Consider the following 23,123-nt stretch of genomic DNA (forward strand, 5'->3'; position numbering starts at 1 on the left):
CGCCTGCGTCCCGGTCGGGCCGCCAGGGGCGAGTGCACGATGCGCACAGCACCGGTGCGCGATGAGCAAACGTGCCCAGCGCCCCGTTTCCTAGGGTGCGTTGTATCGCAGCCCGGCAGGCGGGCCCCGATCCGGGAGAGTCGCGGATGCCATCGTACGTCGCGTCGCATGATCTCGAACTCGGCCTGACGGCAGGAGCGTTCACCCGCACCGCCGTCCCCGTCGCACCACGCGCGCACGGTGACCGCGGCCTCGCGCACGCCGCCCTTCCTGCCCGGACCCGGCGCAGGGTCCTTGCGATCGACCTCACCGCGCCGTAGGAGCCAGACGTGCCCGCCTCATCCGTCCCCGTCCGTGAACCACGCGTACAAGGACGCCTGTCCGTCGGAACCCACCTGCGTCTGAGCCGGTCGCAGCACTCGGAACACATGGAAAGGCAGGCCCATGGTGTGGTCCGGCATGCGTCGTGAGTCCGGTCCGCCGATGGTCGGCCGCGCCCCCGAGTGCGAGGCGATCGGCAGACTCCTCGACTCGGTCCGGGACGGCTTCGGCGGGGCCCTGGTCCTCAACGGCGACGCCGGGGTCGGCAAGTCCCGGCTCCTGGAGCACGCCGCCGCGTCCGCCGAGGACCTGGCGGTCGTCAGGCTGGTCGGCGTGGAGACCGAGACGCGGCTCGCCTACGGGGCCCTGCACCGGCTCCTGCGGCCCCACCTCGGCCGGCTGTCCGCGCTGCCGCAACGGCAGCGTGACGCCCTCAACGCCGCGTTCGGGCTGACCGACGCCGCTCCGTCCGACCGCCATCTGGTCGGCCTGGCCGCGTTGACGCTGCTCTCGGACGCCGCCGCGGTGGCGCCGATGCTCTGCCTGGTCGACGACGTGCAGTGGCTGGACCGCGAGTCGGCGGAGACCCTGGCGTTCGTCGGCCGGCGCCTGTACGCGGACTGCCTCGGGATCCTGTTCGCCGGCCGGGACGGCAGCAGCGACCTCGACGTCTTCGGCGCCCTGCCCGCACTCCGGCTGGAGGGGCTCGCGGACGCCGAGGCCAGGCAGCTGCTGAGCGCCGGTGTGACCGGACACCTGGACCAGGCGGTCGCCGAGCGGCTCGTCGCCGGCACCGGGGGCAACCCGCTCGCGCTCCTCGAACTGGCGGTGAACCTCGGTTCGGAACAACTGGCCGGAGTGACGGCGCTGCCCGAGCCGCTGCCGGTGAACCGGCAGCTGGAAGAGCACTTCCGGCAGACGGCGGCCCTGCTGCCCGCGGACACCCAGACCCTGCTGCTGCTCATGGCCACGACACCGACGGACGACCGGGCCGCGCTGTGGCGCGCCGCCGGCTCCCTGGGGTTGTCGGCCCGTGCGGCCATGCCCGCGGTCGACGCGGGGATACTGACCCGCGGGACCACCGTCGCCTTCCGCCATCCGCTGATCAGGTCGGCGGTCCACTCGGCCGCGTCCGCCGACGAACGGCGGCGTGTCCAGGCGGCGCTGGCCGCCACCAGCGCCCCCGAGCGCCGGGCCTGGCACCGCGCCGAGGCGGCCGACGGTCCGGACGACAGCGTGGCGGCGGAGCTGGAAGCCGCCTCCGAGCTGGCCCAGGCGCGGGGCGGATACTCCGAGCAGGCTCTGGTCCTCACCCGGGCGGCGGAGATGACCGCGCATCCGGGCAAGCGGGCCGAGCGGTACCTCCACGCGGCGGCGGCCCATCTCACCTCGGGCAATCTGGCCGAGGTCCGGACACTGATCGAACTCGCCACTCCCGACCTGAGAGGACCGCGGGCCCGGGTGCACGCGACACGGCTGCGGGCGTCCGTCGAGATGATCCGCTCCCGCCCGCGCGAGGTGCCCGCGATGCTGCTGGAGGCGGTGGCCGATCTTCGTACCACCGACCCGATGGCGGGCTGGGACCTGCTGCGCGAGGCGGTGCAGGCCACGGTCATCGGCGGCCGGATGATCACCGGGACGACTCCCCACGAGGTCGCCAAGGCCGCCGCGGATGCCTGGCGGGACAGCGAGCTGCCCGCCTGGAGCCCCGATCCGCTGATAGCGGCGCTGGCTCGCTCCCTCGCCTACGGCTACGCGGAGGGAGCCCCGGCCATGGCCGCGGCCCTCGCCCGGCTGCGCGCCGCCGACGAGCTCCAGGAACAGGACGCCTTCAGCGTCATGGTCAGCATCGCCGGCGACGAACTGTGGGACATCGAGGCCAAGCGGGACCTGCTGGAGAAGCTGGTGACGGCCGACCGCGACCGCGGAGCGCTCTACGGGCTCAGCCTGGCGCTGCTCGCGCTCGCCAAGGTGGAGATCTGGGACGGCCGGTTCGCCGCCGCCGAGAGCTGCTACAACGAGGCGGACGACTACCTGTCCGCGACCGGCTACTTCAGGTCGGGAGACTTCCACAAGATCCTGCTCTACGCCTGGACCGGCCAGGAGGCCCGGCTGCGGGCGGCGGCGGCCACGATGCGCGCCATGTCCGAGGAGCACGGGACCGGAGTGACGTACCGGTGGGCGGGCCAGGCGCTGAGCATCTTCGAGATCGGCAGCGGGCGGTACCAGGAGGCACTCGACGCCCAGCTCGACATGCTCGACGACCACCCGGTGGCCCTCGGCGACGTCAATCTCGCCGGAATGGTCGAGGCCGGACTGCGGACCGGCAACCGGGAGGCGGCCACCCTGGCCATGCGGTGCCTGGAGGAGCGCGCCCCGCTCGCGGGGACGCCGTGGGCGCTGGGACTGCTCGCACGGTGCCGGGCCCTGATGAGCGACGACGACGAGGCCGAGCAGCTGTACAAGGAGTCGATCGTGCACCTGGAAAAGGTCCCGGTGGCCGTGGACCTCGCGTGGTCGCGCCTGCTGTTCGGCGAGTGGCTGCGCCGCCGCCGGCGCCGAGCCGACGCCCGGGTCCAACTGCGGGCCGCGTACGAGTCCTTCGCGTCGTGGGGAGCCGCGCCCTTCGCCGAAAGGGCCCGAGTGGAACTGCAGGCCACCGGCGAGACGGCCCGCAGACGCACGGCCGACACCCAGCTCGACCTCACCGCGCAGGAACGCCACGTGGCGGCGCTGGCCGCTTCGGGACTGACCAACGCGGAGATCGCCACCAGGCTGTTCGTCACCACCTCGACCGTCGAGTTCCATCTGAGCAGGGTGTTCCGCAAGCTCGGCATCACGTCGCGCAAGCAGATCGAGAGCAAGCTGGGCGAAGCGGGTTCCGCCGACCGGTCACCGCCCGGACGGTGACCTGCCGAGGCGACCGCCCCGGACCGGGGCGGCCCCCCGGTGCGAGTGGCGCCCCGGCCGCGGTGGAATGTGTCGGATCGACACCACGGGTGCCGACGGGCAGCACGATCACCAGGAGGCGGCGATGGCAGGATCCGGAGCACAGGGGATGACGGACCATGCCGGCATCCCGCTCACCCACGGCCGGCCCCGGGTCAACGGGGTCGACCTGCACTACGCGACGGGCGGCAGCGGTGATCCGGTCGTCCTGATCCACGGCGTGCCGAAGACCATGTTCTTCTGGCGCCACGTCATCCCGCTGCTCACCCCGCACCACACCGTCGTCGCGGTGGACCTTCGGGGTTTCGGCGGCTCCGGGCGTCCGGCGACCGGCTACGACACGCGGACCCTGGCCGACGACGTCGCCGCGCTCATGGCGGCGCTGGGGCACGAGCGTTACCGCGTGGTCGGGGAGGACTGGGGCGCGGCGGTCGCCTACGCGGTGGCGGCCTTCCACCGGCCCCACGTCGTCCAACTCGTCTTCCAGGAGACGAGGTTGCCGGGGCTTTCGGCCGCGGACCTCGGACCGCTCGACGCCGAGGACCCCCGTAACGGCTGGCACCGCACCTTCTTCGGCCTGCCGCACTATCCCGAACTGCTGCTGGCCGGCCGGGAGCGCGCCTTCTGGACGTACTTCATGCGGCGGATCATGTGGGACCCCAGTGCGTACACCCAGGCCGACGAGGACGAGTACACCCGCGGCTTGGAGCAACCGGGCGGCAGCCACGCCGTGTTCGAGCTGTACCGCGCGACCGGGACCGACGCCGCGCAGAACCGGCCCGAGTTCGCCGTGCCGCTGGAATGCCCGGTGCTGGCCGTCGGGGGCCGCGCCTACCTCGCCGCGGAGCCCGGCGAGCAGATGGCCCGGGTCGCCACGAAGGTCACACCTGTGGTGATCGAGCGGGCGGGGCACAACATCCCGCTGGAGGCGCCCGACGAACTCGCCCGCCACTACCTGGAGTTCTTCGCGACGGGACTGTGAGCAGCGGGCACGCGAGCGGGCCGGGCCGTGATGTGAAGGTGCTCTACAGGCCGTCCCGCGACATCCCGTGCACCGCCGGGACAACGCCCAGCCGCCCTTTCCGGTAGTCCTCGAAGGCCCGCTCGAGTTCGTCGCGGGTGTTCATCACGAAGGGCCCGTAGTGGGCCATGGGTTCACGGATCGGCAGACCGCCGAGCAGCAGAACGTCGAGGTCCGGCGCGCGGGAGTCCTGTTTCTCGTCGGCGCGGACGGTCAGCGCGGATCCGGCCCCGAAGACCGCTGTGCGGCCGGTGTGCACGGGGTGGCGGTCCGCGCCCACGGATCCGTGTCCGCCGAGGACGTAGAGCAGGCAGTTGAAGTCCTGACGCCACGCTAGCCGCAGCTGGGCGCCGGGACGCAGGGTGGCGTGGACCATGGTGATGGGTGTGTGCGTGATGCCAGGGCCCTGGTGGCCGTCGAGATCGCCGGCGATGACCCGCAGGAGTGCTCCGCCGTCCGGAGTGCTGAGCAGTTTGACGGTGCCGCCCCTGATGTCCTGGTAGCGCGGAGTCATCATCTTGTCCTGTGCGGGCAGGTTCACCCACAGCTGGATGCCGTGGAAGAGGCCCCCAGACATGACGAGCGACTCCGGCGGGGCCTCGATGTGCAGGAGGCCCGAACCGGCCGTCATCCACTGGGTGTCACCATTGGTGATCCGGCCGCCTCCCCCGTGGGTGTCCTGGTGGTCGAAGATCCCGTCGATGATGTAGGTGACCGTCTCGAAGCCGCGGTGCGGATGCCAGGGCGTGCCCTTCGCCTCTCCCGGCGCGTACTCCACCTCGCCCATCTGATCCATCAGGACGAACGGGTCGAGGTCGTCGTAGTCGATTCCCGCGAACGCGCGGCGCACCGGGAAGCCTTCGCCCTCGAAGCCGCTGGGCGCCGTCGTGACCGTGCGGACCGCACGTTCCCCGGCACCGGCCGGAACGGTCACCCGAGGCAGGTTCAGCAGGTTCTCGACCGTCACTGCGGGCATGTCGGCACCTCCTCGAAGCTGAGAGCTCCAGCCAGAATCATAGTGACATTCCGCGCAAATGAGAATGTTTCCGGCCTCGGTCGGGCACGGGACCACCGGCTACACGGCGCTTGCTCCACGCGACTCCCGGTGACGGTCCCGGGCTGTCGGCGACGCAGGCGTTCGCGGTCGGACCTGCGCGTCTTCACCGTGCGAGTCCTCGCCCCTGGGGTCACCCCAGTCCTCGGCGGCCGCCGGTGGGCGTCTCCCGCTGGGGTGGAGCCCCGATGCGAAGGCCGTTCCTCCGCTGCTGTGCTGACGTCGTCGGCGATCGCGGCCGGCGTGGCCGCAAGGGCGGCTCCGTCGGCACCTGACCAGAGGTGGGGGGACCATGACATCCATGCCGGTGGCCGGCATCCGAGCCGGCGCTCCGGAACAGCCCGCGGACCTCGTCCTGCGCAACGCGAAGATCTTCACCGGCGACCGGGGACACCCGGCCGCCACCGCGCTCGCCGTCCGCGACGGTTCGTTGACCGTCGTCGGCGGGGACCGTGAGGTCGCTCCGCTGGTCGGACCGCGGACCAGGGTGGTGGACGCACTGGGGCACCGTGTCGTCCCGGGCCTGAACGACTCCCACAATCACGTCATCCGCGGCGGACTGCACTACGTCCTCGAACTCCGCTGGGACGGCGTGCGGACCCTTCGCCAGGGCCTCGCGATGCTACGGGAGCAGGCGGCGCGTACCCCGCCGGGCCAGTGGCTGCGGGTGGCGGGCGGCTGGAGCGTCGAATCGTTCGCGGAACAGCGCATGCCCACGCCCGCGGAGCTCAACGCGATCGCACCCGACACCCCGGTCGTCGTCACGCACCTCTACCAGGCCGCGATCCTCAACCGTGCCGCCCTGCGGGCAGCGGGGATCACCCGGGACTCCCCCGACCCCGTGGGCGGCCAGATCGTACGCGGCCATGACGGCGAACCCACCGGGATGCTCCTGGCCGCGCCGGGCGCACTGCTGCTCTACTCGACCCTGGCCAAGGCTCCCGTCCTGGACCCCGAGGAGCAGAAGGGATCCACCCGGCAGTTCCTCCTGGAGCTGAACCGGTTCGGGCTGACGTCGATGATCGACGCCGCCGGCGGGTTCCAGGACTTCCCGTCCGGGTACCGCGCGGTCACCGACCTCCATGCGGCGGGCGAGCTGACCATGCGGATCGCCTACCACCTGTTCCCGCAGACCCTCGGCCAGGAGGTCGAGGACCTGCGCCGCTGGATCGCCATGGTGCGGCCCGAGGACGGCGACGAGTGGCTTCGGCTCAACGGCGCCGGGGAGAACCTGACCTGGGCCGCGGGCGACTTCGAGAACTTCGCCCAGCCTCGCCCCGAACTGGGCCCGTACGAGGCCGAGTTCGAGAGGGCGGTCCGGCTCCTGACGGAGAGCGGCTGGGGATTCCGGTTACACGCCACGTACGACGAGACGATCCGCCGCGATCTCAACGTCTTCGAGAAGCTGGCCTCCGACGGGCTCTTCCCCGCCGGGAACCGCTGGCTGTTCGACCATGTCGAGCTGGTCTCGGAGAAGAGCCTGGACCGGATCACCGCGCTCGGCGGATCGATCGGCGTGCAGCACCGCCTGGCGTACCAGGGCACCACCTTCCGTGACCGCTACGGCTCGCTCGCCGCGCAGGCGGCGCCCCCACTGGGCGCGATGCGCGACCGCGGCCTCCAGGTGGCCGCCGGGTCCGACGCCACCCGTGTCTCGACGTACAACCCGTGGGTCGCCCTGTACTGGCTGGTGTCCGGCTGCAACGTCGCCGGCGTGCCGCTGCGGACGGGGAGCAACCGCATGAGCCGCGCCGAGGCCCTCGCCGCGTACACCGTCGGGGGTGCCCGGCTCACCGGTGAGCAGCACGTCAAGGGCGTCCTGCGCCCCGGTTGCTACGCCGACTTCGCCGTGCTGAGCGACGACTATTTCGAGATCTGCGAGGAGCGGATCCCCGAGATCGAGTCGCTGCTGACCGTGGTGGGCGGCCGGGCCGTGCACGCGGCCGGCTTCTTGGAGGGCCTGGCGCCGCCCGTGCCGCCCGTCCGGCCGCAGTGGAGTCCGGTCGCGCACTTCGGCGGCTACCGGACGGGGCACGGGCCCGGTCGTTCCGGGCTGCGCCAGGCCGAGGGCGTCCGGGACGCGGCCGCGGAATCCGCCGAACACCTCCTGTGGCGGCAGCGGACCGGCCGGGCCGGCCACGCCTCCCGGCAGTCCGACCCCTTCGGTCCCTGCCACAACTGACCACCTTCGCCCTGTCGTTCCAGATACCGAAAGGCACTGCCATCCCCATGTCCCACGAACCCGTCTCCTCGACCGGCCGCCGCCGCTTCCTCAAGGGCACCGCCGGTGCCCTGGCCGTCCCCACCGCCGCCGGCCTCCTCGGCGCCCTGGCCCGGCCCGCCTACGCCGACGGCACCGGCCTGCCCGACTTCGACCCGGTACCCGCCGCCTCCGCCGGGCCCGCCCCGAACGCCGACGGCTACCACGTCGGCCGGATCGACGGGCACCTCTACTGGGTCACCGACTCCTACTACCAGGCCATGTTCCTGACCACCACCCGCGGCGTCGTCCTCGTCGACGCGCCGCCCACCATCGGCCACAACCTGCAGCGCGCGATCAACGACGTGACCCGCGCCAACGGCCGTCCCAGCAAGGTCACCCACCTCGTCTACTCCCACTCCCACGCCGACCACATCGGCGCCGCGGGCATCTTCGGACACGACACCGTCCGCATCGCCCACGCCGAGACGGCCCGGCTCCTCGCCCGCGCCGGCGACCCCAACCGTCCGCTGCCGACGGTCACCTTCCGTGACAAGTACCGGCTGCGGGTGGGCGGGGAGACCCTCGACCTGGCCTACCACGGGCCGAACCACTCGCCGGACAACATCTTCGTCCACGCACCCGAATACGACACGTTGATGCTGGTCGACGTCCTCTACCCCGGCTGGGTCCCCTTCAAGGGACTCGCCGTCTCCCAGGACATACCCGACTGGATCAAGGCCCAGCACATCGCCATGGACTACCCGTGGCGCACCTTCGTCGGCGGCCACCTCGGACGGCTGGGAACCCGCGCCGACGGCACCCTGCAGATCCAGTACATGGACGACCTCGACACCAGCACCCGGTCCGCGATCACCTCGGTCGACCCGTCGCCCTACTTCGCCAAGTACGGCGCCCAGGGCAACTCCTGGGCCATCTTCAAGACGTTCCTGGACGCCGTCGCCGACACCGCCGCCGCCCCCGTCGCCGCCAAGTACGCCGGTGTCCTGGCCGCCGCGGACGTCTTCACCAAGGACAACGCCTGGACGCTCCTGGAATCCCTCCGTATCGACACCGGCATCCTCGGCCCCTTCAGCGTCCACCCCTGAGGACGTGACCGCCCGGCCCCGGGGTCGCTGCCCCGGGGCCGGGCCGCGGGACACGAGGGTGCCGCCGACGGGAATGAAACCGTCCCCCGGTTGTTGAAAGTCGCATGAAAAAGATCGGGTTCCTGTCCTTCGGCCACTGGGCGTCGTCGCCGCACTCGCAGACGCGCTCCGCGGCGGACTCCCTGCTCCAGGCGATCGATCTCGCGGTGGCCGCGGAAGAGCTGGGCGCGGACGGCGCCTACTTCAGGGTCCACCACTTCGCCCGGCAGTACGCCTCACCGTTCCCGCTGCTCGCGGCCATCGGCGCACGCACCAGCCGGATCGAGATCGGCACCGGCGTGATCGACATGCGGTACGAGAACCCGCTGTACATGGCCGAGGACGCGGGCGCCGCCGACCTGATCTCCGGGGGAAGGCTCCAGCTCGGCCTCAGCCGGGGATCCCCGGAGCAGGTCGTCGACGGCTGGCGGCACTTCGGTCACCTGCCCGAGGAGGGCAGGTCCGACGCCGACATGGCACGCTCGCACACCGAGCGGCTGCTGGAGGTCCTCACCGGCGAGGGTTTCGCTGAACCCGACCCCCATCCGATGTTCGCCAACCCGCCGGGTCTGCTGCGCATCGAGCCGCACTCCGAGGGGCTGCGGCAGCGCATCTGGTGGGGATCCGGGTCGAACGCCACCGCGGTCTGGGCGGCCCGGCTCGGGATGAACCTGCAGAGTTCGACGCTCAAGGACGACGAGAGCGGCGAGCCGCTCCACGTCCAGCAGCGCAAGCAGATCGAGGCCTACCGGGAGGCATGGCGGGCCGCGGGCCACACCCGCGAGCCGAGGGTGTCGGTCAGCCGCAGCATCTTCGCGCTCACCGACGACCGGGACCGCGCGTACTTCGGCAGGGAACGCGATTCCACGGACAAGATCGGCTACATCGACGCCCAGACACGCAGCGTCTTCGGACGCTCCTACGCCGGCGAGCCCGACGTCCTGGTCAAGCAGCTCGGCGAGGACGAGGCGATCGCCGCCGCCGACACCCTGCTGCTCACTGTGCCCAACCAGCTCGGGGTCGACTACAACGCCCACGTGATCGAGAGCGTCCTGACCCACGTCGCCCCGGCCCTCGGCTGGCGATGACAGCGCGCCTTTGTGGATGAGCTGACCGGCGCGCGCGCCGTGGGCGCGGCCGGTGCCGGGAGGCACCGGCCGCGCCCTTCGGGTCAGAAGGTCAGGCTCCAGCGGTCCAGGTAGCCGGGTTCGACGGTGTAGATGCCGGGGGTGTTGTCCGTGACCCGCAGCTTCCAGGTGCCGTTGGCGGGTACCGCGGAGGCGTCCACGGTGTAGGTGGCGTGGATCTGGCCCTCCCCGGTGTCCCAGTACCACGGCTTCACCGGGATCTCCGTACCGTCCTGACCGACCAGTGTCACCACCTGGCCGCCGACCCACTGGTGGACGAGGTCGATGCTCACCTTGAGGTCCTTGGGGGCGTTGCCCTTGCGGCCGGTCACGACCAGCGGGGACTCGACCGTCTGCCAGTTGGGGATGTCGAAGCGGGCGGGGTTGACGAAGGAGCGCCCGCCGGAGGCGAGCACCGGCCAGTCGAACCGCACCGTCAGCCTGGCCCTGCGCTGGGCGGTGTTCCGGATCGTGACGGCCGCCCCGAAGGTGCCGGCCTTCTTCGGTGTGCCGCTGATCAGGCCGGTGCGCGCGTCGATGGACAGGCCCTTGGGCAGACCGTGCGCCGCGTACGCGAGGCGTCCGGGGGCGGAGCCGACGGCCTCGATCTGACGGGTGGCGGGCTGGCCGACGGCGACGGGCCGGGTGGAGGGGGCCGTGACGGCGATGTGGTGGACGAAGCGGGAGCCGACGTCGACGGCCGCCCAGGCGTTGCCAACGGCCTCGTAGGTGGCGCTGCCCTGTCCGAAGAGGTCGGCGGCCGCCTGGAGGGTGGCGGTGCGGGCACCGGCGTAGTCGGTGGTGCTGGTCATGTAGGTGGTCAGGGCCCGGTACCAGATGTCCGTGGCGTTGTTCAGACCGATGCCGGCGACCGGCAGACCGTCGTAGGTGGGGCTGTCGTACGCGACGCCGTTGACGGTCTTCTTCCCGCTGCCCTCGGAGAGCAGGTAGAAGAAGTGGTTCGCCGGGCCGGAACTGTGGTGGACGTCCTGCTTCTTGAGGTCCGGGCTCCAGTAGTCCGCGGACGTGCCCTTGACCGGATCGGCGTCCTTGGAGGGCTGGTCCATGTAGCGCAGGGGCTTGCCGGTGCCGCGGACGTCGGCGAGTTCACCGATGGTGTAGTCGGGGACGTCGGCGGGGCTGTTCGCGAAGAACTCCACGGCGGTGCCCATGATGTCGCTGGTCGCCTCGTTGAGTCCGCCGGACTCTCCGGTGTAGACGAGGCCGGCCGTGACGTAGGTGACGCCGTGGGTCATCTCATGGGCGGCGATGTCGAGTTCGGTGAGCGGGTTGGCGTTGCCCAGCCCGTCGCCGTAGGTCATGCAGAAGCAGAGGTCGTCCCAGTAGGCGTTGGCGTAGCCGTCGCCGTAGTGGACGCGGGAGGACGCTCCGACACCGTTGTCGGCGATGCCGTTGCGGCCGAAGCGGTCCTGGTAGAAGTCCCACGTCTCGCGCTGGCCGTAGGCGGCGTCGACGGCGGCGGTCTGCCGGTCGGCGGTGGTTCCGTCGCCCCATACGTCATCGTCGTCGGTGACGAGGGTGCCGTTGCCGCCGCCCGTCAGGTCGTAGGTCTTGTGGCCGCCGCGGTCGGGGTCGGTCAACTCGTAGAGACCGTTGTCGTCCACGGTGCCTATCTCGACCCGGCCGCTGTAACGGCTGTTGCCGATGCCTGAGTTGATCTGCTCCGTGCTCTGCAGCCGTCTGCCGGACGTGGCGTCGGTGACGACGTCGAGCCGACTCGGTGTGCCGTCGGCCTGCGTGCCGGTGACGTAGGACTGCCAGGCGAGGACGGGCTCGGCGCCGTCCATGAAGACGACGAGCCGGGGCTCGTCGGTCGTGGCCGGGTCCGCGGTGCGTTGCTTCTCGGCCGTGGAGAGGGCGGCCTTCTTCGCCTGCGCGGCGCTGAGGCCGGCCTTCGTCGTGGGGACGGTGACCGTTGCCGACGACGCCATGGTGACGGTGCGGCGGCCGGCCCGCTCGTGGACCACCAGGTCGCCGCCGATGACCGGGAGGCCCGCGTAGGTGCGTTCGTAGCGGGTGTGCACCGTGCCGTCGGCGTCCTCGATGACGTCCTTGGGTATCAGTTTCTCCTTCGCGCCCAGGTGCAGGGCGCGGGCGGTGGCGGCCCGGCGGTCGGTGGCCGACGTGAGCAACTGCCTGCGCTGTACGGCGGAGAGGGCGTCGGGGCGGGCGCCGGCCCTGGCTTCGGCCACGATCTCTCGTGGTGCCGTGCCGGTGCCGGTGGGCGCGGCCGCGGCAGCGGTGGCGGGGAGGAACGGGGTCAGCAGTGCGGCCACCGTCACGGCGGCGGCCGCGAGGCGAGCACGTGCGGCTCGGCTGCCGCGTACGGAGGCGGGAGAGGGGGTGGGGGGTGATGTGGTGCCCGCGGGGGACGGGGGGCGGTTCACTCGAGCAGCTCCTTGTGCCCGGCCGGAAACGGCCGCAGGGACGGAGGATGCCGGAGGCCTTCGTGGGCTCCGGGAAACGGCGTGCGGCTGAAATCCGCTGCCGGGGTGGATCGTGTCAGCGCGCCCGCCCACTGTCACCACTGCGGAGATCATTGTCCGAATTCCGGTGAGCACGGCGGGGCCCCGTGTTTGCGAGGCCCCGCCCGTCACATGCCGGTTTACGGTCCGGCAACAGGGCGATTACGTCACGCGCGATTGTTTTCGGCCACCCCAACGCAGGTAGCACACGTACCGGTTGGCGCGGTTATGGGCCCTTCCCCCATGGCCCGGAGCAGCAGACTCGCCGCGTCGGGGCGGCCGACCGTCGGGGATCAGAAGCTGCCGGGTTCGGTCAGGACGGTCCTGACGGCAACTTGTCTGCCCGAAGAGGCAAGCCCCGGGCCCGCTTGCCGCCCCGGCACCCGGCTCCGCCACATTTCCAAGCCCATCGAAGTGTTGGCGGCCGACGCGCCCGGAGGGTCAGGATCGCCCGGACCGCACTTCAGTCAACTAGGGGGCATCACCATGAGATTCAGCAAAGGCGCCGCACTCGTCGTAGCATCCCTGGCGCTCACCACCGGCACGCTCGCCGGTCCCGCCTGGTCCGCGCCGGCGGGCTCCGGCGACAACGCGCAGGCGAGCGTGGACGGGGTGGACGGCGTCCCGGCGCGCGGGGACGGCGGCGACTGCGCCTTCGGGCGGCTCTGCCTCTACACCCAGCCGAACTTCAAGGGCACCCGCTTCGATCTGTACGTCTGCAACGACTACCGGCTGGTCCAGTGGAACGGCGCGGGGTCGGCCTGGAACGCGCAGACGGTCGGCACGGTCGCCGCGTTCAAGAACCGCCAGTTCACCGTGCTCGCCACCATCCCGGGACGTGAGGTGAACGGCACCATCCACGGATTCAGCAGCTACAACTTCTCGCCGGTCTGGTACGCGTACAACTGCTGACGGCGACGCCGGCGGATGGCGGCCTCCACGAGGAACGGGGGGAGGCCGCCATCTGTCTCGTACCGTTCCCCTACCCGGGTACGGCAGGCAGGGACGCCGGGACGCGCTCCAGGACCCCGCCCGCGAACACGTCGTACAGCGGCAGTGTTTCCAGGTGGACATAGCCGATGTGGCAGTCGCAGGCGGCCAGCGGGCAGGCCCGGGGCCGCAGCGCGGCACGGTAGGAGCCGTCGTAGAGGTTGCCGAGCGGGGCCGGGACGAAGTGGCAGCGGCGGACCGTGCCCGCCCCGTCCACGGAGACCACCGACTCGCCCGTCCGGCACGGCAGTCCGGCGCTGGCGTGCGGGCTCCGGCTGTAGGGGAACAGCGGGTCGAGGTCCGTCCAGAGGGCGGCCTCCGCGTCCGTGTAGGTGTGGCCCTCGGCCGCGTTGACCCACAGGTAGACGTGGTCCGGCAGGTCCGCGCGCAGCCGCCGGGCCGCGTCCAGGTGGTCCGCGAGACCGACGATCCCCACGCTGTACCGGATGCCGCGCGCCGCCAGGTCCCGGCACTTGGCGAGGAACCGGTCGTAGGGCGTCTGGCCCGGATGGTACGTGCACCACAGGGCGAGCGTGCCGGGGTCGGCGTCGGCGAGCCAGTCGGTGCGGCAGCTCAGGTTGGTCTGGATGGCCACCCGGCGCACGTGCGGCCGGTGGGACAGTTCCACGAGGGCCCGGCGGTACCAGGAGCGGACCAGCCCCTCGCCCCAGGGCGTGAACAGGACCGACAGCCGGTCCTCGCTCTGGGCCCCGGCCCACTCCGTGAAGCGTTCCAACGCGGCCCGGTCCGCGCGCAGTTGCTCGGCGGAGTCGCGCCGCTTGGCGAACGGGCAGTACGGGCAGTCGTAGTCGCAGGAGGCGAGCGGGCCGCGGTAGAGCAGGGTCAGGTCCATGGCGGCGCGGTCACTTCCGCTCGTAGGCGGCCATGGCCGCCCGGACCGCGGGTGAGAACAGCTCGGGGCCGATCGCGTCCGAGTGCGCGAGGCCCTCGGGGGTGAGGCGCAGTACGGTCCCGTCGTCGGTGAGCCAGCCGCGGTCCGCGAACCGGTCCAGTTCCGCGCCGAAGTGCGCGTCCGGCGCGGCGCCGAACCGGGCCAGGTAGGCGTCGTGGCGCAGTCCGTCCGCCTGGAGGAGGGACTGGAGCAGGTGCCGGCGCCCGGCCTCGTCCGCGTCGACGCGGCGGCCGATCTCGGCACGGGCGAAGTCCCCGGCCGGACGGGAGACGTAGTCGTCGATGATCCCGCGTATCTCGTGCATGTCCACGGCGTAGTCGAACGAGTAGTGCAGGTCCCTGGTGTACGACCGGGCGCCGCAGCCCAGCCCGATCATGCCGTCGGTCTGGCAGGCGTAGTCGTCGGCGCCCTGCGGCGGGGCGTCGGCCCGCCGGAACATGCGCATCGACTGCTGGGTGTAGCCGTGCGCGCGGAGGTGGTCGCGGCCCGTCCGGTACAGGCGCAGCCGCTGCTCGTCCCAGGCCGGGTCGCCGTCGGTGCCGGCGCGGCGGCCGAGCCCGGTGAGGGGGCGGACGTACAGCGGGTAGAGGTACAGCTCCTCCGGGCGCCAGGCGAGGGCCGCGTCCAGGGAGCGCAGCCAGGTCTCCTCGGTCTGGCCGTCGATGCCGTAGATGAGGTCGATGTTCAGGACGGGGATGGCCGCCTCGCGGACCCGGGACAGCGCCGCCTCCACGTCCGCGCGGCGCTGCGGCCGTACGGCCGCCCGTGCTTCGGAGTCGACGAAGCTCTGCACGCCCAGGCTGAGCCGGGTGGTGCCGCGCTCGGCGAGGACGGTGAGCCGGTCGGCGGTCGCGGTGGCGGGCGAGGCCTCCACGGACAGCGGTACGGCCTTCAGGTCGGCGCCCATCCGGTGCTCGGCGATGTCGCAGAGCCTGGTCAGCTCGGCGGCCGTCAGGAAGGTGGGGGTGCCGCCGCCGAAGGCGGCCGTCGCGAACCGCACCGGGCCGCTGTCGCCGAGCGCCTCGCGTACGGCTCCCGCCTGGCGTTCCAGGGCGTCGAGATAGGCGCCGGTCAGGCCGTCGGGGGCGCCGATCCGGGTGAAGAGGTTGCAGAAGCCGCAGCGGACCTCGCAGAAGGGGATGTGGAGGTAGAGGGAGAGCGCGTCCTTCGGCTCGTCCGCCCACAGGTCGCGGAGCGCGGGGCGGTCGGGCAGCCTGCGGTAGGCGGTCTTGTGCGGGTAGGCGTAGACGTAGCTCTGGTACGGGCTCGCCGCGGTCGCGGTGGTCATCGGGCGGCCTCCGCCGGGTCGAGGAAGAAGTGGGCGTACGGCACGGTCCACACGGACTCGTGGCCCAGGCGGTGGCCGGTGTAGCCGTCGTCGCCGTAGGCGGTGCCGTGGTCGGAGCAGACGATCGCGAAGCAGCGGCGACGGCTGCTCGCGGCGGTGAACAGCCGGCCGATGTGCCGGTCGACGTACTCCAGCGCGGCGGCGTGCGTGGCCCGGCTGTCGCCTGCCTCGCGGGTGGCGCCGGGCAGGTGGAACCAGTTCGGCTGGTGCAGCGCGGAGACGTTGACGAAGAGGAACAGGCGCTGCTCGTGCGGGAGTTCGCGCACGATCCGTTCCGCGCGGGCGATCTGGTTCTCGAAGGAGGCGGGCGAGGTGACGCCGAACTCCGGCTCCCAGTGCGCCTCGTCGAACAGGCCGGGCAGTACCGAGCCCAGCGGGCCCTGGCGGTTGAAGAAGCCGACGCCGCCGACGCACACCGTGCGGTAGCCGGCCTTCGCGAGGCCGGAGACCAGGTCGGGGGTGTCGTAGACGAAGGTGCCGGGGGCGGTGGTCTCGCTGCCCGCGAAGCTCGCCGCGAACAGCCTGGGGTGCGGGCCGGGCGCGGCCGGGGTGGGCAGGAAGCCGGCGAAGATGGCCTGGTGGGAGGCGTAGGTGAAGCTGCCCGGGGCGTGCCGCTTCTCCCATACGCCGCCGGGGAGATGACGGGACAGGTTCGGCAGGCGGCCCGCGGCGGCCAGCTCGGCGGCCACGTCGTGGCGCAGGGTGTCGAGGGTGACGAGGAGGAGGTCGTGGCTGCCGACGACCTCGTTCATGTCCGGCTCAGCGGCCGGGGCGGGCGAGGGCATGGGGTGTTTCCTTCTGCGGGTGGGGCTGTGTGCTGGGGTGGTGGCGCAGTGCGGCCGTCACCTGGGCGGCGTAGGTGTCCTGGCCCTCCGCGCCGCTGCCGGGCAGTCCGGTGAGCCGGGGCAGGAGGTCGCCGAAGGCGTTCACCTCGCCGACCGCGGCGCGCCGCCAGCCGGTGGCCGGCAGCAGGTCGACGCCGACGCACAGGGTGTGCGGGAAGCAGGCGGCGGCCCGCTCGCAGACGCCGAGCACGTCGGACCAGCCGGCGCCGGCCGCCGTCACCGCGGCCCGCGCCTCGTCCAGGTCGCCGCGGCGGCCGCCGAGGTGGAGGTTGGTGAGCGGCGAGCGGCTGGTGCGCACGACCGCGTGCGTGGCGCGGCCGGCGACCACGACGACCCGCAGGTCGGCGCTGCGCCCCTGCTGCGAGGCCTTGGGCAGCCACCGCTCCAAGTGCAGTCCGTCCGGCGCGAGCGCGTCCACGATCGCCGCGATGTCCGCCTCCGAGGTGTAGCGGCGGACCTTGAGGGAGTTGTGGAGCGTGGCGTCGGACGCGCGCTCCACCGAGGTGGTCGCCCGGATCCGGCCGCCGCCCGCCGACTCCACCGCCAGTACGCCGGAGGCGGAGGAGCCGTGCGCGGGCTTCACGAACAGCCGGTGCAGCCGGTGCTCGCGCATCAGCGCCCGTACGTCGTCCCAGCCGCGCACCGGAGCCGCGCCGGGGCCCGAGGTGGGCGACTCGGGCACCGGCACCCCGGCGGCGTCCAGTACGGCGTGGCAGCGGCGCTTGTCGAAGAGCACGGCCAGTTCGTCCGGGCCGTCGAGCCGCAGACCGCCGCGCAGGGTGGACAGGGCGGCGACGAACCCGGCGTACCAGCGGGCCGAACCCGCCACCCGGGTCGGCTCCCCGGGACCCCGCAGCATCCGGTCGACCTCGGCGTCCTCGCCGGGCGAGTCGATCCGGACGATCTCCCCGGCGGCGAACTCCGCTCCCCCGGACCGCAGTACGTCCGCCCAGGCGACCACCCTCGGTGCGGACAGCCCGGCCGCGCGGACGGCGTCCGCGAACAGGGTGACGCGGCGGTTGCCGGGGTTGCCGACGACCGCGAACCGCGCGCCGGCGGCCGACGCGGGGACGCCGGTCACTCGCCCACGGCGACGTACCGCCACACCGTGCCGTCGTCGTCCTTGTCCTCGTCGGCGTCGCCGCGGCCGAGGTCGACCTCGACGCCGGCCGGTTCCAGGGCGCCGCGGACGCGGTCGCGCAGTGGTTCGGTCAGGTAGTTGTGGTGGAGGTCGAGCTTCTTCAGGTGGGTGAGCGGCCCGCCGTCCAGCAGCGCGGTGGCGCCCTCGTCGGTCAGGACGCCCATCGACAGGTCCAGCACCTCCAGTCGGCCGAGCACCGCGGAGCCGGCGACCGCGGCCGCCACCTGGTCCTGGATCTCGCTGTTGCGCAGGGCCAGCCGGCGCAGGCTGGGCAGCCGGGTGCCGGACAGGATGCCCTCCAGGTCGGACACCTCGCTGTCGCCGCCGTAGTCGGGGGTGCCCAGCCACAGGTCGAGGTCGGTGAGGGCGGGCAGGTCACTGGCGCTCACCCCGCGCACCACCTGGGCGGGCAGGCCGCCGCTCTCCATGGTCAGGCTGCGCAGCGCGGTGTGCCGCAGGCCGGTGAGGACCAGGCCCGAGCCGCCGCGCACCCCGAACTCCTCCAGCTCGGGGAAGGCTTCGAGCAGCGGGGTGACGTCGGTCTGGTTGATCCAGGAGATCTCGCACTCCTCCATCACCATGTCGCCGAGGAACAGCCCGCGCAGCGCGGGCAGCCGATCCCGGGCGGCGAGCAGCGCCTCGATGATCCCGGTCGGCGCGGTGTCGTACGCCTCCTGCCAGGCGCCGACGATCAGCGCCCGCACCTCGGTGGTGTCGACGGTGTCGAGGAAGCGGGCGAACGCGTCCGCCCAGTCCTCGTCCGCGTCGTAGACGTCGCTGGTGATCCGCCAGGCGACCGAACCGGCGTCCGGCAGGCTGTCGGCGGGCGCACCGGGTCCGGGGAAGGTGCGGGCGGGCAGCCGACAGAACGTGGCGAGGTGGTCGTTGATGGTCATACGGCCGCTCCTGTGACGGAAAGGGGTGCGCTCGGTGGTGATCGCAGTTCTACCAAGCCCCACTGACAACGCGACGCCCGGCCCGGTCCGTGGGACAGTCCTGCGGGCGTGCCGCTGCCGTGGCGCGACGCGGCGGTGGGGCGGGGCGGGAGCCGCTGATGCGGGGCACGGTCGTCGGCCGCCGCGTCTTCGGTCTGACGGACCGCTGGGGAGGGAGGCTTCCGAGGGCTGGGACGCCGAGGCGCATCTTCACTTCGTCGACGGCGTCCGGGCAGACGAAGTGGCCTGGTCCAGGTGGGTCTCGACGCATTCCGTCCTGCCGCCCTTCGCGGGGCTGAAGCAGGCTTGCACGGAGGTCGAGGGACTCACCACGCTCATCAGCGTGTGGACGTAGGTGTCCGCCTCGCCGCGGCTGGTGACCCGGGCGGACCGCACGGCGCCGTCCCGGCCGCCCACCCGGATCGCTACGCGGTCGTCGAGGGCCGCGCCCCACATCCGGGCCCAACTCGTCCCGCACTCGGGGCTGTAGCGGATCTGGATCCAGGCGCCCGTGGCCGTCTCGTGTTCGGCCAGGGTCAAGGGGCCCGCGGCGCAGTTCGTGGTGATCGGGTCCTTGTCCTGGCAGGCGGTGTGCCGACAGCGCGCCCCGGCGGCGGGAGAGGGCGTGGCGGCCACCGACGTCTCCTCGGGGCGGGAAGGCGGAAGGTGCGTGAGCACGAGGGCTCCCAGGATCACGGCGCAGGCCGACGCGAGGGCGGTGAGCACGGTCGCGTACCGGTGCCCGGCCGGAACGGGGTGGATGGCTCCGGCACGTGCCCGGTCTGCCTGATCCGCCTCGCCGTCGGGCGAGAGTGTCGGAGTCGGGTTCTGCGGCTCCCCCGTGAGGCCCGGAGCCGCATCGCACGGGTCGGTGCCGGGCGGAACGCCGGTGTCCGGTCGATCCGGCTTCGGCGTGCCCGCTTCCCTCCGGTCCGTCCGGGCGATGTCCAGGAGTGCCAGCGCGTGGTCGGCGCTTTCACCGGCGAGGCGGCACAACTCCTCGACCGCGCTGCGTGACGGCAGGCTCTTGGAGTTGAGATACCGATCCCAGGACGACTTGCTGAATGTGGTCGCGTTCGCCAGCTGTGCCAGGCTCAGACCGGTGCGCTGCTTCAACTCCTGCAGCACGGCGGCCAGTCGGGCGCCCGACGGTGAGGGAGCGCCGGGCGTCATCCGCGGAGCGCCTTCCAGGACCGGGGCCCGAGCATGCCGTCGACGACCAGGCCCGCGCGACCCTGGAAGGTCTTCACCGCCCGCAGCGTCAGCGGGCCGAACATGCCGTCGATCCCGCCGGGCGAGATGCCTGCCCGGCGGAGCAGACACTGGGCCTCGGCGACGTCGGCGCCTGTGTCGCCGTAACTGATCTCGGTGTCACGGCCGTTGTTGATGCCTGCCGACCAGCGGCCGTCCGTGCGGGCGATGCGGCACAGGTAGGAGTGCGGCGGAGTGGTCGCGGCGGTGCCGGCGGGAGTGGCGACGGCTGCCGGGGCGACGTTCTCATCGAGACGCAGCACGAGCAGCAGGGCCGCCATGAAGGCCACGGTCAGGGCGAGGACACCGGCGGTGAGGGCGATGTGCGGCAGACGGCGGGGCGGCTGCCCCTGTTCGCGTTCCTGCTCCCGCCGTTCTCCCTTCTCGTCCTCCGACCGCCGCTGCTCTTCCGGCTCGTGCTCACCGGGCCGTGGCCGTACGGCCGACTCGGCGCGGCGGATGTCCCAGGAGGCGGCGGCGATCTCGTGCATCGCGAGGAGGCGCACGGGGTCGGTGCCGGTCAGGCGGGCCAGTGCCTCCACCGCTGCCCGGGGCGGCAGCGACGTACCTCCCAGGTACCGCTCCCACGATCTGGCGCTGTAGCCGGTCCCGGCCGCCAGCCGGCGCATCGTCAGCTCGCCGTGAGTCTTCAGCTCGCGTAACCGAACCACCAACTGCGCTGCGGAGGGGTCGAGTTCGTCGGGCAGCGGCTTGATACGCGGCATGATTCCCCCTAAGCGGACATGATCGTGTACGCGGTCCCCTCCGCTACTCCGCATTCTGCATGAGCCCACCACATCTGTCACAGCTGTCCCATACGAGCGTCCCGCGACACCGTCCCGCCGAACGCTGTCGCCGCAGGTCAGCAGGGTGATCGTCCCGCAAATCCGCCACTTGCCGCACAGCCGTGGCCACCGCGCCCCAGCGCCCTGCACCTTTGGTCCCGCCACCTGCCCGCCGAGCGGGACGGGTGCCGACCCACGACCGAAAGAGGAACGCATGCGACCGAACGCTCTGGGCAGGACCATCGCCGGCCTCATCACCGTGGCCGGTCTCGCCGCCGGCAGTGTGGCGACCGCGGGCACGAGCTACGCGGCGCCCGCCGCCACCGCGCACACGGCGGCGGCCGCCCAGCCGGCCGCCGTGGCCGCGACGCAGAACTTCGGTCTGAACACCGCCGAGGCCAAGAACGTCCAGGAGTTCCTCGCGGACTACTGGGGCTACACCGACAGCATCGACGGCCAGCTGGGCACCAACAGCTGGAAGGCCTTCCAGCGCTGCCTGAAGACGTACTGGGGCTACACCGGCGCCATCGACGGCGACCCCGGCACCAACACCATCAAGGCGCTGCAGCGTCTGCTGGCCGCCGACTACGGATACACGGGCGCCATCGACGGCATCGCCGGTGCGGGTACCCAGGCCGCGTTCAAGCGCTTCGCCGCCTGACCGGTCCGGCCCGCCCAACCGGTCGGCCGTGCCCGCCCTTTGAGTGAGCGCCCCCGGTCCGTCCTCGCCCGGCGAGGGCGGACCGGGGATCCGTGTTCCCGCTCGCCCTCCGGACCGGGCCGCACCTCGGGACAGCGGTCACACCCAGGTGCGCAGCACCCCCCTCCGCACGACGCATCGTCCGACGACGCACCAGCAACCCGAAGGAGAACCTCGCCACCATGGGAAGACTCGCATCCCTCGCTCCCGCCGAGGACGAGAGATCACGGCACCGCGGCGGATCCCGCACCGGAACGCCGTGGCGGATCCGCATCGGTACCTTCGCCGCCACCGCCGCGATGGTCTCGGCGGGCATCGTGCTCGGTGCCGGCCCGGCCAGCGCGGCACCGGTCGCGATCAAGCTGACCTCCGCGTCCTGCCCCGCCGAGATCGTGCAGGGCCAGTCGAGCGGCTGTGTCACCGAACTGCAGAACCTCCTCAACGCGCACGGCGCGGGTCTGGTGGTCGACGGCCAGTTCGGGTCGAGCACGCTCTACGCCGTCCGCGAGTACCAGGCCGCCACCGCGATCGCCGTGGACGGACGGGTCGGCCCGCAGACCAAGAGCAAGCTGTACGCGACCGCCGGCACGGCGCCCGCGGCCATCAACCTCCAGTCCTCCTCGTGCCCCGCGAACATCGTCCAGGGGGACAAGGGCGGCTGCGTCACCGAACTCCAGCGGCTCCTGGGCCACTTCGGCTACACGGTCGACGTGGACGGCGACTTCGGCGCCGGCACGGCGAGTGCCGTCCGCAGCTTCCAGGCCTCCCACGGCCTCACGTCCGACGGTCAGGTCGGCGCCAACACCAAGCGCGCCCTGTACGACGACGACGAGTCTCCGTCGACGAGCCTGGACCTGAGGTCGTCGTCCTGCCCGGAGAACATCGTGGAAGGGCAGAGCGGCGGCTGCGTCGCCACATTGCAGTCCCTGCTGAACGGCAAGGGCCAGAGCCTCGACGTCGACGGCAGCTTCGGCCCGCAGACCCTGACGGCCGTGAAGGCGTTCCAGTCCTCCAACGGTCTCACCGCCGACGGCCAGGTCGGCCCGAACACCAAGGCCGCCCTGTACGCGAACATCGGCGGTGGCGGCGGCAGCGGCGCGCCCGCGCCGATCAACCTCAACTCCGCCTCGTGCCCCGCCGAGATCGTGCAGGGACAGCGCAGCGGCTGCGTCACGGAGTTGCAGAGCCTGCTCAACCACCACGGTGCCGATCTCGCCGTCGACGGCGACTTCGGTCCGCTCACCGACAGCGCCGTCAGGGACTTCCAGGCCGAGAAGGGCCTCTCGGTCGACGGCCACGTCGGAACGAACACCAAGGCGGCGCTGTACGGCGCGGTGACGCCGCCGACCTCTCCCCCGCCCGGCGGCGGTTACGCCAAGATCCTGGACGTGGCCCAGGCCGAGGTGGGCACGGTCGAGGGCAGCGCCCGCGCGAACAGCTACGGCTCGGCCGTAGGTCTGTCGCTGTCCACCAGCGACTACGCCTGGTGCGCGACCTTCGTGAGCTGGGTGGCCAAGCAGACCGGCGCCAGCTCCTACCGCAACTCGTACGTGTCGGGCTGGGTCAAGCAGGCGCGGGCCGGCAACTACCACCTGTCGGTGACGACCAGCCCGCAGCCGGGTGACATCGTGGCCTTCGACTGGGACGGCGGAAGCGACTTCACCGGCGGCAACGAACACATAGGCATCGTGCGGACGGTGTCCGGGGCGTCCTTCACCACCGTCGAGGGCAACACCGGCAACCCCAACGGCAGCAACGACGGCGTCTACGTCAAGTCGCGCACCACCAACAGCAGTTACGACGTGGTCTTCATCCGCGTCCGCTGAGCGGCCGGACCTGATCCGACGGGGGGCTCGCTCACGGCGAGCCCCCCGCACGGCTTCTCCCGGACCACCCGGTTCCCCGGCGG

General features: G+C 72.2%; 17 protein-coding genes. 8 read left to right on the top strand and 9 right to left on the bottom strand.

Going from position 1 to position 23,123, the window contains the following annotated elements; translation table 11 throughout:
• The first annotated feature begins 459 nt into the window (after positions 1-459).
• Positions 460-3,231, top strand: a complete 2,772-nt coding sequence (locus ACIQOE_RS38070) for an AAA family ATPase (RefSeq protein ID WP_401416561.1) — start codon at positions 460-462, stop codon at positions 3,229-3,231.
• A gap of 148 nt (positions 3,232-3,379) precedes the next feature.
• On the top strand, positions 3,380-4,252 hold the full coding sequence (locus ACIQOE_RS38075) for an alpha/beta hydrolase (RefSeq protein ID WP_365575690.1): 873 nt from the start codon (positions 3,380-3,382) through the stop codon (positions 4,250-4,252).
• Between the two features lie 43 nt (positions 4,253-4,295).
• On the opposite strand, the gene ACIQOE_RS38080 is transcribed toward ACIQOE_RS38075, so the two are convergent.
• Entirely contained in the window at positions 4,296-5,267 is a 972-nt protein-coding gene (locus tag ACIQOE_RS38080) for a pirin family protein (protein ID WP_401416564.1), read from the bottom strand.
• A 370-nt stretch (positions 5,268-5,637) separates the two neighbouring features.
• Between ACIQOE_RS38080 and ACIQOE_RS38085 the strand changes: the two genes are divergently transcribed.
• The 3 genes from ACIQOE_RS38085 to ACIQOE_RS38095 all read left to right on the top strand — a co-directional run bounded on the left by ACIQOE_RS38085 (position 5,638) and on the right by ACIQOE_RS38095 (position 9,781).
• Complete coding sequence (locus tag ACIQOE_RS38085) at positions 5,638-7,527, top strand: amidohydrolase (protein WP_365575686.1); 1,890 nt, start codon at positions 5,638-5,640, stop codon at positions 7,525-7,527.
• 47 nt (positions 7,528-7,574) lie between these two features.
• Positions 7,575-8,654: an MBL fold metallo-hydrolase gene (locus ACIQOE_RS38090; protein WP_365575684.1), complete on the top strand. Its 1,080-nt coding sequence runs from the start codon at positions 7,575-7,577 to the stop codon at positions 8,652-8,654.
• Positions 8,655-8,758: 104 nt separating this feature from the next.
• The gene (locus ACIQOE_RS38095; RefSeq protein ID WP_399010336.1) at positions 8,759-9,781 is read left to right on the top strand and encodes an LLM class flavin-dependent oxidoreductase; all 1,023 of its coding nucleotides are present in this window, start codon (positions 8,759-8,761) and stop codon (positions 9,779-9,781) included.
• Between the two features lie 83 nt (positions 9,782-9,864).
• On the opposite strand, the gene ACIQOE_RS38100 is transcribed toward ACIQOE_RS38095, so the two are convergent.
• Positions 9,865-12,228: a M4 family metallopeptidase gene (locus tag ACIQOE_RS38100; protein ID WP_401416567.1), complete on the bottom strand. Its 2,364-nt coding sequence runs from the start codon at positions 12,226-12,228 to the stop codon at positions 9,865-9,867.
• Between the two features lie 564 nt (positions 12,229-12,792).
• On the opposite strand from ACIQOE_RS38100, the gene ACIQOE_RS38105 reads away from it, so the two are divergent.
• On the top strand, positions 12,793-13,218 hold the full coding sequence (locus tag ACIQOE_RS38105; RefSeq protein WP_401416569.1) for a peptidase inhibitor family I36 protein: 426 nt from the start codon (positions 12,793-12,795) through the stop codon (positions 13,216-13,218).
• Positions 13,219-13,288: 70 nt separating this feature from the next.
• On the opposite strand, the gene ACIQOE_RS38110 is transcribed toward ACIQOE_RS38105, so the two are convergent.
• The 7 genes from ACIQOE_RS38110 to ACIQOE_RS38140 all read right to left on the bottom strand — a co-directional run bounded on the left by ACIQOE_RS38110 (position 13,289) and on the right by ACIQOE_RS38140 (position 20,454).
• Positions 13,289-14,149, bottom strand: coding sequence for an STM4011 family radical SAM protein (locus ACIQOE_RS38110; protein ID WP_401416571.1), 861 nt, complete (start codon positions 14,147-14,149; stop codon positions 13,289-13,291).
• Between the two features lie 10 nt (positions 14,150-14,159).
• Positions 14,160-15,497: an STM4012 family radical SAM protein gene (locus ACIQOE_RS38115; RefSeq protein ID WP_401416573.1), complete on the bottom strand. Its 1,338-nt coding sequence runs from the start codon at positions 15,495-15,497 to the stop codon at positions 14,160-14,162.
• Positions 15,494-16,309, bottom strand: coding sequence for an STM4013/SEN3800 family hydrolase (locus ACIQOE_RS38120; protein ID WP_401416706.1), 816 nt, complete (start codon positions 16,307-16,309; stop codon positions 15,494-15,496). The genes ACIQOE_RS38115 and ACIQOE_RS38120 overlap by 4 nt, the downstream gene beginning before the upstream one ends.
• A 7-nt stretch (positions 16,310-16,316) precedes the next feature.
• Positions 16,317-17,483 (bottom strand): STM4014 family protein, encoded by a 1,167-nt coding sequence (locus ACIQOE_RS38125; protein WP_401416575.1) that lies wholly within the window; start codon positions 17,481-17,483, stop codon positions 16,317-16,319.
• On the bottom strand, positions 17,480-18,439 hold the full coding sequence (locus tag ACIQOE_RS38130) for an STM4015 family protein (protein ID WP_365564037.1): 960 nt from the start codon (positions 18,437-18,439) through the stop codon (positions 17,480-17,482). Before ACIQOE_RS38130 ends, ACIQOE_RS38125 begins: the two co-directional genes overlap by 4 nt.
• 249 nt (positions 18,440-18,688) lie before the next feature.
• Positions 18,689-19,651: a DUF2690 domain-containing protein gene (locus ACIQOE_RS38135; protein WP_401416578.1), complete on the bottom strand. Its 963-nt coding sequence runs from the start codon at positions 19,649-19,651 to the stop codon at positions 18,689-18,691.
• Entirely contained in the window at positions 19,648-20,454 is an 807-nt protein-coding gene (locus ACIQOE_RS38140; protein WP_401416581.1) for a peptidoglycan-binding protein, read from the bottom strand. Before ACIQOE_RS38140 ends, ACIQOE_RS38135 begins: the two co-directional genes overlap by 4 nt.
• Before the next feature lie 274 nt (positions 20,455-20,728).
• Here ACIQOE_RS38140 and ACIQOE_RS38145 point away from each other — a divergent pair, with 274 nt between their 5' ends.
• Positions 20,729-21,175 (top strand): peptidoglycan-binding protein, encoded by a 447-nt coding sequence (locus tag ACIQOE_RS38145; protein WP_365564030.1) that lies wholly within the window; start codon positions 20,729-20,731, stop codon positions 21,173-21,175.
• A gap of 221 nt (positions 21,176-21,396) precedes the next feature.
• Positions 21,397-23,040 (top strand): peptidoglycan-binding protein, encoded by a 1,644-nt coding sequence (locus tag ACIQOE_RS38150; protein WP_362640741.1) that lies wholly within the window; start codon positions 21,397-21,399, stop codon positions 23,038-23,040.
• Positions 23,041-23,123 lie beyond the last annotated feature (83 nt).

Origin of the sequence: Streptomyces sp. NPDC091282, assembly GCF_044757385.1 — a bacterium.
Lineage (GTDB): Bacteria > Actinomycetota > Actinomycetes > Streptomycetales > Streptomycetaceae > Streptomyces > Streptomyces gramineus.

What these genes read in the sequence shown, in the direction of transcription:
- ACIQOE_RS38070 (WP_401416561.1), top strand. Translation starts at nt 460, where the DNA reads ATGCGTCGTGAGTCCGGTCCGCCGATGGTCGGCCGCGCCCCCGAGTGC.
- ACIQOE_RS38075 (WP_365575690.1), top strand. Translation starts at nt 3,380, where the DNA reads ATGACGGACCATGCCGGCATCCCGCTCACCCACGGCCGGCCCCGGGTC.
- ACIQOE_RS38080 (WP_401416564.1), bottom strand. Translation starts at nt 5,267, where the DNA reads ATGCCCGCAGTGACGGTCGAGAACCTGCTGAACCTGCCTCGGGTGACC.
- ACIQOE_RS38085 (WP_365575686.1), top strand. Translation starts at nt 5,638, where the DNA reads ATGACATCCATGCCGGTGGCCGGCATCCGAGCCGGCGCTCCGGAACAG.
- ACIQOE_RS38090 (WP_365575684.1), top strand. Translation starts at nt 7,575, where the DNA reads ATGTCCCACGAACCCGTCTCCTCGACCGGCCGCCGCCGCTTCCTCAAG.
- ACIQOE_RS38095 (WP_399010336.1), top strand. Translation starts at nt 8,759, where the DNA reads ATGAAAAAGATCGGGTTCCTGTCCTTCGGCCACTGGGCGTCGTCGCCG.
- ACIQOE_RS38105 (WP_401416569.1), top strand. Translation starts at nt 12,793, where the DNA reads ATGAGATTCAGCAAAGGCGCCGCACTCGTCGTAGCATCCCTGGCGCTC.
- ACIQOE_RS38110 (WP_401416571.1), bottom strand. Translation starts at nt 14,149, where the DNA reads ATGGACCTGACCCTGCTCTACCGCGGCCCGCTCGCCTCCTGCGACTAC.
- ACIQOE_RS38115 (WP_401416573.1), bottom strand. Translation starts at nt 15,497, where the DNA reads ATGACCACCGCGACCGCGGCGAGCCCGTACCAGAGCTACGTCTACGCC.
- ACIQOE_RS38120 (WP_401416706.1), bottom strand. Translation starts at nt 16,309, where the DNA reads ATGAACGAGGTCGTCGGCAGCCACGACCTCCTCCTCGTCACCCTCGAC.
- ACIQOE_RS38130 (WP_365564037.1), bottom strand. Translation starts at nt 18,439, where the DNA reads ATGACCATCAACGACCACCTCGCCACGTTCTGTCGGCTGCCCGCCCGC.
- ACIQOE_RS38135 (WP_401416578.1), bottom strand. Translation starts at nt 19,651, where the DNA reads ATGACGCCCGGCGCTCCCTCACCGTCGGGCGCCCGACTGGCCGCCGTG.
- ACIQOE_RS38140 (WP_401416581.1), bottom strand. Translation starts at nt 20,454, where the DNA reads ATGCCGCGTATCAAGCCGCTGCCCGACGAACTCGACCCCTCCGCAGCG.
- ACIQOE_RS38145 (WP_365564030.1), top strand. Translation starts at nt 20,729, where the DNA reads ATGCGACCGAACGCTCTGGGCAGGACCATCGCCGGCCTCATCACCGTG.
- ACIQOE_RS38150 (WP_362640741.1), top strand. Translation starts at nt 21,397, where the DNA reads ATGGGAAGACTCGCATCCCTCGCTCCCGCCGAGGACGAGAGATCACGG.